13 protein-coding genes are annotated in these 13,974 nt (G+C 69.2%); 6 read left to right on the forward strand and 7 right to left on the reverse strand.

Features of this window, described 5'->3' with window-relative positions; genetic code table 11:
* The first annotated feature begins 4 nt into the window (after nt 1-4).
* The 4 genes from dxs to ACWDEX_RS07320 all read left to right on the forward strand — a co-directional run bounded on the left by dxs (nt 5) and on the right by ACWDEX_RS07320 (nt 4,124).
* Nucleotides 5-1,900 carry a 1-deoxy-D-xylulose-5-phosphate synthase gene (gene dxs, locus ACWDEX_RS07305; protein WP_450462245.1) on the forward strand — a complete coding sequence of 632 codons (1,896 nt, stop codon included), beginning with the start codon at nt 5-7 and terminating at the stop codon, nt 1,898-1,900.
* Nucleotides 1,897-3,294 (forward strand): aspartate aminotransferase family protein, encoded by a 1,398-nt coding sequence (locus tag ACWDEX_RS07310; RefSeq protein WP_450462246.1) that lies wholly within the window; start codon nt 1,897-1,899, stop codon nt 3,292-3,294. Before dxs ends, ACWDEX_RS07310 begins: the two co-directional genes overlap by 4 nt.
* 78 nt (nt 3,295-3,372) lie before the next feature.
* On the forward strand, nt 3,373-3,984 hold the full coding sequence (locus ACWDEX_RS07315) for a helix-turn-helix domain-containing protein (RefSeq protein WP_450462247.1): 612 nt from the start codon (nt 3,373-3,375) through the stop codon (nt 3,982-3,984).
* Complete coding sequence (locus tag ACWDEX_RS07320; RefSeq protein ID WP_450462249.1) at nt 3,981-4,124, forward strand: DUF6126 family protein; 144 nt, start codon at nt 3,981-3,983, stop codon at nt 4,122-4,124. Before ACWDEX_RS07315 ends, ACWDEX_RS07320 begins: the two co-directional genes overlap by 4 nt.
* A 42-nt stretch (nt 4,125-4,166) precedes the next feature.
* Here ACWDEX_RS07320 and ACWDEX_RS07325 read toward each other — a convergent pair whose 3' ends face one another.
* A complete protein-coding gene (locus ACWDEX_RS07325) occupies nt 4,167-4,964 on the reverse strand; it encodes a tyrosine-protein phosphatase (protein ID WP_450462250.1) in 798 nt (265 codons plus the stop codon).
* Nucleotides 4,965-5,337: 373 nt separating this feature from the next.
* On the opposite strand from ACWDEX_RS07325, the gene ACWDEX_RS07330 reads away from it, so the two are divergent.
* On the forward strand, nt 5,338-6,123 hold the full coding sequence (locus ACWDEX_RS07330; RefSeq protein ID WP_450462427.1) for an SGNH/GDSL hydrolase family protein: 786 nt from the start codon (nt 5,338-5,340) through the stop codon (nt 6,121-6,123).
* 134 nt (nt 6,124-6,257) lie between these two features.
* On the opposite strand, the gene ACWDEX_RS07335 is transcribed toward ACWDEX_RS07330, so the two are convergent.
* Both ACWDEX_RS07335 and ACWDEX_RS07340 read right to left on the reverse strand, forming a co-directional pair.
* On the reverse strand, nt 6,258-6,869 hold the full coding sequence (locus ACWDEX_RS07335; RefSeq protein WP_450462251.1) for a TetR/AcrR family transcriptional regulator: 612 nt from the start codon (nt 6,867-6,869) through the stop codon (nt 6,258-6,260).
* Between the two features lie 266 nt (nt 6,870-7,135).
* Nucleotides 7,136-7,720 (reverse strand): carboxymuconolactone decarboxylase family protein, encoded by a 585-nt coding sequence (locus tag ACWDEX_RS07340; protein ID WP_450462252.1) that lies wholly within the window; start codon nt 7,718-7,720, stop codon nt 7,136-7,138.
* 198 nt (nt 7,721-7,918) lie between these two features.
* Between ACWDEX_RS07340 and ACWDEX_RS07345 the strand changes: the two genes are divergently transcribed.
* The gene (locus ACWDEX_RS07345; RefSeq protein ID WP_450462253.1) at nt 7,919-9,103 is read left to right on the forward strand and encodes an MBL fold metallo-hydrolase; all 1,185 of its coding nucleotides are present in this window, start codon (nt 7,919-7,921) and stop codon (nt 9,101-9,103) included.
* A 223-nt stretch (nt 9,104-9,326) separates the two neighbouring features.
* Here the strand turns inward: ACWDEX_RS07345 and ACWDEX_RS07350 are convergent, their stop codons facing one another.
* The 4 genes from ACWDEX_RS07350 to ACWDEX_RS07365 all read right to left on the reverse strand — a co-directional run bounded on the left by ACWDEX_RS07350 (nt 9,327) and on the right by ACWDEX_RS07365 (nt 13,734).
* Nucleotides 9,327-10,547 carry a metallophosphoesterase gene (locus tag ACWDEX_RS07350; protein ID WP_450462254.1) on the reverse strand — a complete coding sequence of 407 codons (1,221 nt, stop codon included), beginning with the start codon at nt 10,545-10,547 and terminating at the stop codon, nt 9,327-9,329.
* A gap of 441 nt (nt 10,548-10,988) precedes the next feature.
* Nucleotides 10,989-12,263, reverse strand: coding sequence for an MFS transporter (locus ACWDEX_RS07355; RefSeq protein WP_450462255.1), 1,275 nt, complete (start codon nt 12,261-12,263; stop codon nt 10,989-10,991).
* Between the two features lie 81 nt (nt 12,264-12,344).
* Nucleotides 12,345-12,875: a carboxymuconolactone decarboxylase family protein gene (locus ACWDEX_RS07360; protein ID WP_450462257.1), complete on the reverse strand. Its 531-nt coding sequence runs from the start codon at nt 12,873-12,875 to the stop codon at nt 12,345-12,347.
* A gap of 16 nt (nt 12,876-12,891) precedes the next feature.
* Entirely contained in the window at nt 12,892-13,734 is an 843-nt protein-coding gene (locus tag ACWDEX_RS07365) for a hypothetical protein (protein WP_450462258.1), read from the reverse strand.
* Between the last annotated feature and the right edge of the window lie 240 nt (nt 13,735-13,974).

Genomic DNA, 13,974 nt, shown 5'->3' on the forward strand with positions numbered 1-13,974 from the left:
GAGCGTGACGATTCTGGAGAACATCCGGGGGCCACACGACCTGAAGGCGCTTTCGGAGGCGGACCTTGTTCAACTGGCCGAGGATATCAGGGAGTTCCTGGTCCACGCGGTCGCCAGGACCGGTGGTCACCTGGGGCCCAATCTGGGGGTGGTGGAACTCTCCATCGCACTCCACCGGGTCTTCGAGTCACCGGTCGACCGCGTTCTGTGGGACACCGGCCACCAGAGCTATGTGCACAAGCTGCTGACAGGGCGTCAGGATTTCTCCAAGCTGCGCGGCAAGGGCGGCCTGTCCGGCTATCCGTCGCGTGAGGAGTCCGAGCACGACGTCATCGAGAACAGCCACGCCTCCACGGCGCTCGGCTGGGCCGACGGGCTCGCCAAGGCTCGCCAGGTGCAGGGGGAGAAGGGCCATGTCGTCGCGGTCATCGGGGACGGCGCGCTGACCGGAGGCATGGCCTGGGAGGCGCTCAACAACATCGCCGCCGCCAAGGACCGCCCGCTGATCGTCGTCGTCAACGACAACGAACGCTCGTACGCGCCGACCATCGGCGGCCTCGCCAACCACCTCGCCACGCTGCGCACGACGGACGGCTACGAGAAGGCCCTGGCCTGGGGCAAGGACCTGCTGCAACGCACGCCCGTCGTCGGCAACACCGTCTACGAGGCCCTGCACGGCGCGAAGAAGGGCTTCAAGGACGCGTTCGCTCCGCAGGGTCTTTTCGAGGATCTCGGCCTCAAGTACGTAGGGCCGATCGACGGACACGATCTGAGGGCCGTCGAGTCGGCGCTGCGCCGGGCGAAGCGCTTTCACGGCCCGGTGCTGATCCACTGCCTCACCGAGAAGGGCCGTGGCTACGAGCCCGCGCTCGCCCACACGGAGGACCACTTCCACACCGTCGGCGTGATGGACCCGCTCACCTGCGAACCTCTTGCGCCGACGGGCGGCCCCTCATGGACCTCGGTGTTCGGCGACGAGATCGTGGAGATCGGCGAGGAACGCGAGGACGTCGTGGCGATCACGGCGGCCATGCTGCACCCCGTGGGCCTGACCAAGTTCGCCGAGCGGTTCCCCGAGCGGGTGTGGGACGTCGGGATAGCGGAACAACACGCGGCGGTGTCCGCGGCCGGTCTCGCGACCGGCGGCCTGCACCCTGTCGTCGCCGTCTACGCGACCTTCCTCAACCGTGCCTTCGACCAGCTACTGATGGATGTCGCCCTGCACCGCTGCGGGGTCACGTTCGTCCTGGACCGGGCCGGCGTCACGGGCGTCGACGGACCGTCGCACAACGGCATGTGGGACATGTCGATCCTGCAGGTCGTGCCCGGCCTGAGGATCGCCGCGCCACGTGATGCCGACCAGCTGCGGGCGCAGTTACGGGAGGCGGTGGCGGTGGACGACGCTCCGACGATGATCCGGTTCCCGAAGGAGTCGGTGGGTCCGGCGATCCCGGCGGTGGACCGGGTGGGCGGCATGGACGTGCTGCACCGGGCCGACCGGCCGGAGGTGCTCCTGGTCGCTGTCGGCGTCATGGCACCCGTCTGTCTCCAGGCCGCCGAGCTGCTGGGGGCCCGCGGCATCCGCTGCACGGTCGTCGACCCGCGCTGGGTCAAGCCGGTCGACCCCGCGTTGCCGGGCCTGGCCGCCGAGCACCGGCTCGTGGCGGTCGTCGAGGACAACATCCGGTCCGCCGGTGTCGGCTCCGCGGTCGCGCTGGCGCTCGGCGACGCCGACGTCGACGTGCCCGTACGACGGTTGGGGATCCCGGAGCAGTTCCTCGCGCACGCCAAGCGCGGCGAGGTGCTGGCCGACATCGGCCTCACACCAGTCGAGGTCGCGGGGCGCATCAGTGCCTGCCTGGCTGCCAAGGATGAGCTCTCCAAGGAGAAACACGAATGACGACCCCTTCCGGGAACCAGGAGTTCGATCTCGGCGCGCTCCTGACCGAGCGCGGGGCCGAGCGCTACGAGCTGCACGCGAAGTACCTCAACCACCAGCTCCCGCGCATGCTCCACACCATCGGCTTCGACAAGGTCTACGAGCACGCCGAGGGCGCCCACTTCTGGGATGCGGACGGGGGCGACTACCTGGACATGCTCGCCGGGTTCGGGGTGATGGGCCTGGGCCGCCACCACCCCGTGGTCCGCAAGGCGCTGCACGACGTCCTGGACGCAGGGCTCGCCGACCTTACCCGCTTCGACTGCCAGCCGCTGCCCGGCCTGCTGGCGGAGAAGCTGCTGACCCACAGCCGGCACCTGGACCGGGTGTTCTTCGGTAACAGCGGGACGGAGGCGGTCGAGACGGCACTGAAGTTCGCCCGGTACGCCACGGGCAGGCCACGGATCCTGTACTGCGCCCACGCCTTCCACGGACTGACCACCGGGTCCCTCTCCGTGAACGGCGAGGCCGGCTTCCGTGACGGCTTCGCCCCGCTGCTGCCCGATACGGCGGTACCGCTCGGCGACCTCGACGCCCTGGCCCGGGAGCTGAAGAAGGGAGACGTGGCGGCCCTCATCGTCGAGCCCATCCAGGGCAAGGGCGTCCACGAGACCCCACCCGGCTATCTGGCCGCGGCCCAGGAGCTGCTGCACAAGCACAAGGCGCTGCTGATCGCGGACGAGGTGCAGACCGGACTCGGCCGCACCGGGGACTTCTACGCCTACCAGCACGAGAGTGGCGTCGAACCGGACCTGGTGTGCGTGGCGAAGGCGCTCTCCGGCGGTTATGTACCGGTCGGTGCCACCATCGGCAAGGAGTGGATCTTCAAGAAGGTCTACTCGTCCATGGACCGGGTGCTCGTGCACTCCGCGAGCTTCGGGTCCAACGCACAGGCGATGGCGGCCGGGCTCGCCGTGCTGTCCGTCATGGAGAACGAGCAGATCGTGGCGAACGCCTGTGCCGTCGGGGAACAGCTCAAATCCCGGCTTTCGGCGCTCATCGACAAGTACGAGATGCTCAGTGACGTACGTGGCCGGGGCCTGATGATCGGCATCGAGTTCGGCCGTCCCAGCTCGCTGAAGCTGCGCAGCCGGTGGACCGTGCTGCAGGCGGCCCGAAAAGGTCTGTTCGCGCAGATGGTCGTCGTCCCGCTGCTGCAGCGGCACCGGATCCTCACCCAGGTCTCCGGGGACCAGCTGGAGGTGATCAAGCTGATCCCGCCGCTGATCATCGACGAGCAGGACGTCGACCGCTTCGTGGAGGCCTTCACCGCGGTCATGGACGATGCGCACGGCGGCGGGCTGATGTGGGACTTCGGGAAGACGTTGATCAAGCAGGCGGTGGCGAACCGCTAGCGTGCCGTAGCACCGTTCACGCTTTGCCTGTCAGGCAAGAAATTTGCCTGACAGGCAAGTCTGCGGCTCAATAGAGGTATGAGCACTTCCGAGACCGGGTCGGCCGAGGACCTGCCTGCCGTCGCCCCCCAGCTGCGAGCGCTGCGTCGACGTGCCTCCCTCACTCTGGAGGCCGCGGCCCGCGCCGCCGGGCTCTCGCCCGCGCACCTGTCCCGGCTGGAGACCGGGCAGCGCCAGCCCTCGCTGCCGATGCTGCTCGCCCTCGCTCGTATCTACGGTACGACGGTCTCCGAACTGCTCGGCGAGGCAGTCGCCGACCGGGACGCGGTCGTCCGCGCCTCCGAGATGGAGCCCACCAGAGCAGGGGGCTGGACCTACTGGCAGGCCGGCGCATCGGGCCGCGGGATGCAGGCCCTGCGCGTCCACGTCCCGCACGGCACCCAGAACGACATCGTGCGTGTCCATCCTGGCGAGGAGTGGCTGTACGTCATCAAGGGGCGGTTGCGGCTGTGCCTCGGTGACAGTACGCATATCCTCGCCCCCGGTGACAGCGCGCACTTCGACTCGCTCACCCCTCACCGGCTCGCGGCCGTCGACCAAGACGGGGCCGAGCTGCTCTTCGTCCACACCCTGCTGCAGAGCCCGAACACCGCGCTCTGTATTGGTCCCACCCCTGGAGAAACACCATGACCGAGCACCCGGAGACCCGTTCCGACCGCGAGGAGAGGTTCCCCCGCACCCTCTGGATCCGGCTCATCATCTACATCGCCGTCGGTCACCTCTTCGCCGGCTTCATCTGGATGCTGTTCGAGCTGGGCGGCCAGAAGTAGGACACGAGACGGGAGCGGCACGATCCGACCGGCGAGAGCGGCTCAGTCCAGCAGCCGCTCGCGCAGCCGCTCCCGCAGCAACGGTGTGACCCCGAGCCCCCGCTCCAGATAGGTGTCGACGCCGCCCCAGGTCTGCTCCACGGTCTCGAACGCCGCCGCGAGGTATTCGGCGCGTGCGTCGAAGAGTGGGCTGAGCAGCTCCATCACCTCGGGGGAGTACGCCTCGGCCTGTGAGCCGTTGCGGTGCACCCTGTACCGGCGGTGCTTCGCGTTCGACTCCAGATAGTCGGCGACGATCGCCTCGCGCTCGACCCCGAGGGCCAGCAACGTCACCGCGATCGACAGGCCCGCGCGGTCCTTGCCCGCTGCGCAGTGCATCAGCGCAGGCACGCTGTCCTCGGCCAGTGCGCGCAGCACCTGGGAGTGCTCGGCCGTACGCTTGGTGACGATCGTGCGATACGCGACCACCATGCGGTTTGCGGCCTTGCCGTCGGCGAGCAGTGCGCGCAGCTGCTCCAGGTCGCCGTCCCGGACCATCTTCCAGAACTCGGCACCGTCGGCCGGGTCGGTCAGCGGAAGGCTGACGTTCCGTACGCCGGGCAGCTCGACGTCCGGCCCTTCCAGCTTCTTGTCCGCCGCGTTGCGGAAGTCGAAGATCGTGTGCAGGCCGAGGGTGGAGAGGAACACCGCATCCTCGCGCGTCGCATGCGCGAGGTGACCGCTGCGGAAAAGCACTCCATGGCGCACACGCCGTCCGTCCACGGTCGGCAGACCGCCCACATCCCGGAAGTTGCGCACTCCGGCCAGCTCGGGCTCGATCGACGGGACGTGCTGCGTCACGGGGGCTCCTCCCAACCGTCCGTCGGCGCTGCTCGTCGACGGGCCGCGCCTCGACGATACGACATGGTTCATCAGGCAACCATCCACCGGCCGAACACTGTCGGTCCGGTGCGTCCTCGGTACCCGTCCCGGACAGTCGTCCTCGCCCGCCTCCAGGCGTTGCACCACGCTGAGCCGGCCGCTCGGCCGTGGCTGGGCGGTCTCGACCCGAAGGCGGCGGATTCCTCGATCGGAGCCTTATTCCGGATCGACCCCAACATGGCGAGTGGTTTTTCTCACCACCCGTCAACCCCTTCCTACGGTCGCGTAGCTCACATCCGAAGGTGAATCATGGGGCGATGTGGCAGACGATTCGAAGAGTGACAACAGATCAGTGATCGGGTCGTACGTGGCGGTGGGGGACAGCTTCACCGAGGGCGTCGGCGACCCCGGCCCGGACGGGCAGTTCGTCGGCTGGGCCGACCGGTTCGCGGTGCTCCTCGCCGACCGGCGACCCGAGGGCGACTTCGCGTACACAAACCTCGCCGTGCGAGGCAAACTGCTCGACCAGATTGTCGAGGACCAGGTCCCGAAGGCCGTCGAACTCGCCCCCGACCTGGTCTCCTTGTGTGCGGGCGGCAATGACATCATCCGGCCCGGCACCGACCCCGACGACGTCGCCGAGCGGTTCGAGCGAGCCGTCGCCGACCTCACCTCCGCAGCCGGCACCGTCATGGTGACCACCGGCTTCGACACCCGCGGCGTGCCCGTGCTCAAGCATCTGCGTGGCAAGGTCGCCACCTACAACGGGCATGTCCGGGCGATCGCCGACCGGTACGGCTGCCCGGTCCTCGACCTGTGGTCGCTGAAGACCGTCCAGGACCGGCGCGCCTGGGACGACGACCGCCTTCACCTCTCGCCCGAGGGGCACACCCGGGTCGCCCTGCGGGCGGGCCAGGTGCTCGGCATCGAGGTGCCCGCCGACCCGGATCAGCCGTGGCCGCCGCTGCCGCCGCGCGGCACGCTGGAGGTACGGCGCGACGACATCCAGTGGGCACGCGAGTACCTGGTCCCCTGGATCGGGCGCCGGTTGCGCGGTGAGTCCTCCGGTGACCGCGTCGTGGCCAAGGGCTCTCTGTCGCCGGACGACATCAGGGAGCGGATCGCACAGGCGGTCTGAGCAGCCCGGCCACATCGGCTACGGCCCCGGGTCACCGGCTCGGTCCCTCCTCGCCAGGCGGGTACGCAGGACCTGCGTACCCGCCTGGCGCGTCCCGTTTGCGCACAGTGCCGTGCCGACCGGGGGAGCGGGAGTCACCCGGGCGGCGTGGGGCCCTTTGACGTCAACGCTGCGCGTTCCACGCCGAGTTCACGCGCGAGCGCCTCGTCGGCCCACTCCTGGGCACGCGCCCGTGACACCGTGCCCCCATAGGCCGTCATCTGCACGGCGAGCCCGTCGAGCAGCGCGGTCAGCCGCAGCGCGGTGGCCGCGGGGTCGGGGCAGCGGAACTCGCCCGCGGCCACGCCTTCCGCCACGATCTCGGTGATCGCGGCCTTCCACTGCCGGTCGAGGTCGCGGGCGACGTCCCGCACCGCGGGCTCACGCAGCGCCGCCGCCCAGCCCTCGATCCACAACCGCCAGCCCTTGGCCGGTCCACTGGGCGCGTACCAGCGCACGGCGGACCGCAGCCGACGCAGCGCCGAGGTACGCCGACCGAGCAGCTTGCGCAGATGCGCGAGATCGTCCTCAGCGGCGTACGAGAACGCTTCCGCGACCAGATTCTCCTTGGTCGAGAAGTGGTACAGCACCAGCGCGTTGCTCACCCCGAGCGCCGAGGCCACGTCGGCGATACGCACCGCCGCCACGCCCCGTGCCTCGATCTGTCCGACGGCGGCCCGCAGCAGCTCCTCCCGCCTCTGGGCCACACTCAACCGCACCCTCGTCACCCGACAACCCTATGTCACCCGGTATCACCCGAACCGCTCCACGGCAGTCGGTCGGCGACCGGCACGTGCGCGGCTGCCCCGGGACTGGTCCCGTCAGCCTCCGCGCGGTGCGGCGTCCGACCGGCCGACGCCCACATCGAGCACCTGGTCCGCCCGTCGGCCTGTCATGGAGCGAAGCCCCCAGGAAGGCGGCGAGGCGACCCCTCCGATCTGCGAGGGGGCCTCGACGCTCTCCGACGGGACCTCTACCGGACGGGGGCCCGTTCCGCCGTCTGTCGCGCGGTGCCTGGTGCGTCACAGGAGTCCTTGAAGCCCTGACTCGTCAGGCCCAGCGCCGAGTTGATGCGCGAGCGCAGGTTCTCCACCGCCACCATCGTGGTCAACTCGACGAAGGCGGGCTCGCCAAGTCGACCGACGAGCCGGGCGGCGAGGTCGTCGTCCACCTCGGGCGGTGTGGCAGTCATCGCCTCGGCGTACTCCATGACGTCCCGCTCCAGTTCCGTGTACACGTCGCTGTCCCGCCAACGCGGCACTTCGACCAACTTCTCGCGAGTGATGCCCTTTTCCCGGCTCACCCAGTAGCCGAAGTCCATACACCAGGAGCAGCCGATCGACGCTGCCGTCGCCATCTCGGCCAGCGCCTTCAGGCCCGGGTCGAGCTTGTTCCACTTCGTCAGTGACCGCTCGAGCCGCAAATCGGCCCGCAGTACACGGGGATGGTGGGCGAGCGCCTTGCCCGGGTCGAGGACCTTGCCGTACGTCCGTTTCGAATACCACTCCATGACACGGAAGAAGACGGTGCGGCGTGGGGTTAGGGAGATACGGGCCATGAGGCACCTCCAGTACGTCGTTCCGGGCGCTCCGTGATGGGCGCCCGCACGGTGATGACGTACCGACGTCCCTCGAATGTGACATCGGGCCCGCACGGGGTGGCGCACGCCGGGGCACCGCGCTGTGACGTGGACAACCCGGCACTGTCATAAGGGCCGACCATAATGAGGGGCCTGACCGACTCCACTGGAGGTGCCGTGACTGGTTCCCGTTCCCTGACCTCCGGGCTGCGTGCGTTGCGGCCTGCCGCCTTCGGTGCGGACCCGAGCGGGGAGCGTCTGGCGCGCATCCGCAGATCACCGCATTTCGCGGACGGCGCCTTTGTGAACCCGGAGGGCACCCGGACCCGCCCGTCGGGCGGGTCCGCGGTGGAACTGGCGAAAGTCTTCCTCCGCAAGGAGGCCCGCGCCCACCGTGCTCCGGCCGGCACCGTCCCGGTGCACCCGACGACCTACGCCGACCTGGCCAGGCCCCCGGCAAGCGGGCTACGGCTGACATGGATGGGGCACTCCAGCGTGCTCGCCGAGATCGACGGGCATCGGGTGCTCTTCGACCCGGTCTGGGGCGAACGCTGTTCCCCGTTGGAGTTCGTCGGCCCCAAGCGGCTGCACCCGGTGCCGCTACCGCTGGCCGCGCTCGGCCCCGTCGACGTCGTCGTCATCTCGCACGACCACTACGACCATCTCGACCTGCCCACCATCAAGGCGCTGGCCGACACCGACACCGTCTTCGCTGTACCGCTCGGCGTCGGTGCCCATCTGGAGCACTGGGGAGTCCCGGTGGACCGGCTGCGCGAGCTGGACTGGCACGAGTCGACGAAGGTCGGCGGCATCACCCTGACCGCCACGCCCGCCCGCCACTTCTGCGGCCGTGGCCTGCGCAACACCCAGCACACCCTCTGGGCGTCATGGTCTGTGACAGGTGACGAGCACCGCATCTACCACAGCGGTGACACCGGCTACTTCGAAGGCTTCAAGGAAATCGGCGCCGAGCACGGTCCGTTCGACGCCACGATGATCCAGATCGGGGCCTATTCCGAGTTCTGGCCGGATATTCATATGACGCCCGAGGAGGGCATGACCGCCCACCTCGATCTCCAAGGTGGCCTGTCGCACGGGGTGATGCTGCCGATCCACTGGGGTACTTTCAATCTCGCGCCGCATCCGTGGGCGGAGCCGGGGGAGTGGACGCTGGCTGCGGCCGAGGCGGTCGGGCAGGCGGTCGCTGTTCCCGTGCCGGGCCAACCCTTCGAGGTTGCAGGGGACTTGCCCACGAGCCCGTGGTGGCGGGATGTGTCTTTGCCACTGAGCCGTGAGTGGCCTGTTCCGGAGTTCAGTGCGGAGGCAGCTCGTGCGGACCTCGACCTCGTGGGCGAGGGCTGATCGTGGATGAGCTGAAGCGCGTGACGGGCGTCCTTGCAACCATGTCGGAAGTCGAGCGGGAGCATGTCCTGCGAGTTATCGACGGGCCGCCCGCGTGGGCAGACTCAGGAACGAGCGTCGGAGTTCCGGCGGTTGCCCTCCGCCAGCCGTAGGTGCGCGAGTGTGAGAGTGACTGAATGGCGCGTGGCGCGCTGACAGAGCGGATGTGTCGGCTCGCCCAGTGCTACGGCGAGGTGGGCAGCTGCGGGGAGCGGAGCACGAGCAGGGTGATCTCGCTGGGGGCGAAGACGCGGAACGGCGGGCCCCAGAAGCCGGTGCCGCGGCTGGTGTAGAGAAGGGTGCGGGTGCCGTGGTGGCTGAGGCCGGCGAGGGCGGGCTGGTCGATGCGGACCAGGTGGTGGAAGGGCCAGATCTGGCCGCCGTGGGTGTGGCCGGAGAGTTGGAGGTCGATGCCGTCGGCTGCTGCCCGGTCGACGAACTTGGGCTGGTGTGCCAGGAGCAGGACGGGTAGGTCGGGGTCGGCGCCGTTCAAGGCCCCGGCGAGGTGGGCGCGGTGGCCTGCCAGGCCGGAGGACTCGGCGGTGACATCGTCCACGCCGGCGACCACGAGGGTGTCGCCTCCGCGTTCGAGCAGCAGATGGCGGTTGCGCAGTGGCTCCCAGCCCAGCTCGCCCATCAGGTCGACCCAGCCCTGGGCCTCGCTGTAGTACTCGTGGTTGCCGGTGACGTACACACGAGCCCGGGTGGCCCGCACCGTACCGAGTGGGACGGCCTGGGCGCGGCGGCGTTCGGCCGTGCCGTCCGCGATGTCGCCGGTGTGGCAGACCAGGTCGGCCTCCAGAGAGTTCACCGTCTCACATACCCGCGCCGACCAGCGAGTGCGATCGAGCGGGCCGTAGTGGGTGTCGGTGATGAGGACGACGCGGATGCCGTCCAACCCCGCACCCAGCCGTGGGAGTTGCACGTCGAGTCGGCGTACGCGTGGCACGCGGCGGGCTTCGGCGTACCCCCAGGCGAGTAGTCCGGCGGTGATGCCGAGGACGGCCCAAGTGACGATTCGGGCCCGGTCCTGACTCTCGCCGACGTCAGCCACGGTCAGGGCGAGCCGCAAGAGGACGCCGAGCAGAACGGACCAGGTGAACAGAACCCAACTGGTGCCCAGCAGGGTGTCACCGACGATCGCCGCCCGGTCCTGCTGGCGCCGACCGTGGCCGCGCACCATCGCGAGCGGCATACCGACAAGGCCGAGAGCAAACAGGGCGGTGCCGACCAGCGTGACGGGCAGCGGCCAGTGCTGGCCGGTGTGGAGGAGCACCCAGCAGGGCACGGCCCACAGCAGGACGGGGGCGATCAGCGGGATGTAGCGCATCAGGCGGTGCAGTCGGCTCTGCCGCGGAGCTTGCGCTTCGCTGTCGGCGGGTCGGGTGTTGCTGGTGTCGGTCACGCTTCCCCTCTCTGGCCAGGCTGCCGTCTCGCGCACTGTATCCGGTCGTCCTCGGGCTGGCCGGACGGGCGTTCATGGGTGCCACGTGATACAGCCACCGCTCAAGGCCCATAAGGGACTTCGAGAGAATTCACCTTGAGGAGCCGAAGTCAGTGACGCACTGAGGCCACCTATCCGGAGACGTGGATTCCGCGGCCCGGTGGGGCATCCTCCGGCAGGAAGCGGAGGCCCCCGGTCCCGCGGCGCCCGGTCGGTGCTCCAAGTCGCCGTCGAGCAGGGTCTCGTCCTGCCGTTGGCCATTTCGCGTGTTCGTCTCGCACAAGAAGGCCGTGGCTGCCGCCCGCGTGGAGCGGGATGGCGGCCACGGCCTTCTCGGTGTGTCTGGCCGGCAGCGCGTGCGATGCACGATGCCAGGCAAATCAGAGTGCTGTACGCGCGGCTTCACGCGGCCTTCGTCAGAGTGGACCGGCCCTTGCTGGGCGCGTGCCGGGCGGGTGTTGCGGGTCTGGTCATGACTCCTCGTCCGTCGTGGCGCGGCCACAGGCGGAGGGCACCGATCGCTCCTGCCCCGGCAAGGACCGCGAGGACGGACCAGGCAAGGGTGAAGCCGGCGTTCGTGCCGAGCCATCCTGCGACGGGGTAGGTGATCAGCCAGGCCAGATGGGACAGAGAGAACTGGGCTGCGAATGCCTCGGGGATCGCGTTCCGTGCGACGGAGGCGCGCAGGACCTTGCCGGTCGGTGTGATGATCAGTGCCATGCCGATGCCGATCACGGTCCAGATGATCGCCGTGCCGGTCCATGTGGTGAGGCCGGCCGCGATGAGCGTCACCGCGGCGGTCGTGCCGCCTACGAGGACTCCGGCGCCGGTCATCATGACGGTGCGGGCAGTGATCCGGTCGAGAAGGCGGGGCAGTACGAGGGCGGCCAGGAGGGTTCCGGTGCCGGAGGCGGCGAGCGTCCAGGCGACGTCCGACTGTGAGCCGCCGAGCTCGTCACGGACGTAGTTGACGGTGGTGACGACGACGATCGACCCTGCCGCCGCAACCACGAGATTGAGCGCCATGATGCCGCGGAGCCGCGGCGTCCTGAGGAAGGTCCTGATCCCTGCTGCCGCCTTGTCCCATGCCTTGGTGTGGGTACTGGGGCGGGCGTCGGGGATGCGCGTCGACAGGACGAGCAGGGCGGAGATGAGGAATCCGGCGGAGGTGCCCAGGAACAGCCAGTTGAAGCTGATGAACGTCAGGGCGACGGCTGCCAGCACGGGGCTGAGCAGGCTCTCCATGGTGGAGGCGACCTGGGAGGCGGACAGGGCACGCGTGTAGTCGGACTCGCCGGTGACGATGTCGGGGATGACGGCCTGGAACGTCGGGGTGAACGCCGCGGAGGCGGCCTGGAGCAGGCCGATCAGGACGTAGATGTGCCAGACCTCGGTGACCAGCGGCAGTGCCAGGACCACCGCACCGCGGACCACGTCGAGGAGGACCAGGAAGGTTCTCCTGGGGAGGCGGTCGACGTACGCGGCAGCCAGCGGGGCTATGCCCACGTACATGACCATCTTGATGGTCAGTGCGGTGCCGAGGACCATGCCGGCGCGCGAGCCGGCGAGGTTGTAGGCGAGGAGTCCGAGGGCCACTGTGGTCAGCCCGGTACCGGACAGGGCGATGACCTGGGCACTGAACAGGTGACGGTAGTCGCGGATGGCGAACAGACGCATGGCGGGTTCCTTCCGTTTCCATGCGGCGGGGCACGGCCCCGGGGTGGAGGCCGTGTCCCGCGAGTACAGGCGGGGTTGTCTTTACGCACCGGTGTCGCTCCCCGGTGTGAGGCCGGCGAGCAGGTTGAAGGCGCCGGTGAGGATGTTGAGGGCGACGACGCCGACGACGTCGGCTATCGCCCGGTCGCTGTAGCCGTGCTCACGCAGCGCGATGACCTGTTCGTCGGTGATCGAGGTCGGCTCGCGATAGCTCTGGAGGGCGAGGGTGATGATCGCCGCGATCGCGGGATCGGCCGAGGTGCCCGCGTGGGCTCGCTCGATCTCTTCCTCGTCCACTCCCATGGCGCGGGCGGCACTGACATGCGCGTCGAGACACAGCCTGCATCCCTGCAGGACCTGGACGGCGATCGAGATCCGTTCGCTGATTTTGCGGTCGAGTTTGGCTCGTCCCATGGCCCGGCTGAGCTGGAGGTAGCCGCCGAGTACGGCCGGCGAGTGCGCCATCGTGGAGACCATGTCACCGATCTGGCCATGGCGGGAGACCAGGTCGGCGAGGAGGTCGCGCGAGGCGCCGACCGCCGTGTCGGGCGTGAGTCGGGTCAGGCGGGGCATGACGTTCCTTCCGCGGTCAGTGGTGGGCGTGGTCGCTGTGGTGGTGGCTCCCGTGGTCGGGGGCGGCGTGGGATGCCGCGTCCGAGAGGGGGGTGGTCGCGGTGGTCCGCACCGTGAACTCGGCTGTCCGGACGACGTCGTTGTGCTGGAAGTCCAGGTACAGGCGGTAGGTGCCGGCCGAGGGCGCGACCGCCATGAAGGCGATCTCGGGTCCCGGTGCGGTGGTGCCGTCACCGGGTTCGCCCTCCGGGTGGACGTGGAGGTAGCCCAGGTCGCCGACCCGCAGTGCCACCAGGTGTCCGTACGCGGCCAGGTAGGGCTGCAGGTCGGTGACGGGCCGGTCGTTCCGGCTGACGGTTAGGGTCAGTTCGCTCGCCTGGCCGGGCAGGAGTTCACCGTCGAGCGTGACGGTGTACTCGCCGATCTGTGCGATCCCGGCGGCCTCGGGGAGCGGCCGCGGGTCGTACGGCCCGGCGACCGCGACGTCGATCCCCAGCGTCATGGTCCCGTCGTGGCCGACCGGGTGGATGTCGGTGAAGAACCGCCAGTCCCCCGGTTCCAGGGTCAGTTCGACGCTCCAGGTGCCCTTCTCGTCCATCACCGGGTGCACGTGCTGGAACCCGGCCGTGTCGCGCCGGACGGCGATGAAGTGCAGTTCTTTCTCGTGCTCGGCTATGAACTCGGTCACCGCCTGCCCGTCGGGGCCGATCACCCGAAAGCTGACCGGCTGCACACCGGCGGCGAGGATCGTCGAGTCGAACTCGAGGGTGTACCCGTTCTCGGAAACCGACAGCCCACCAGGCTGGGCTCCGCCGTGGCCGCCGTGGTTGTTCTGGCCGTGGCCGGAGTGATTCCTCATGACATCTCCATAGGTGTGATGCGCCGCCTGACGTTGCCCGTTCAGGACGTCGATCGTAACCATATACCCCCCGGGGGTATTCCGGGGGCATTCCGGGAGCCCCGATGTTGAAATCTCGCGAGGGGGGCTTGTCGAGGTGCGCGAGTCGCCGTCGGCGTGGTGGCGGTACTGCGCTGCCAGCGGGTCCGTAGGGCGGTGAGGTCGGCCAGGGTGCGGCGGCTGCCGATGATCGGCTGATAT

The organism is Streptomyces sp. NPDC001020, assembly GCF_053599115.1.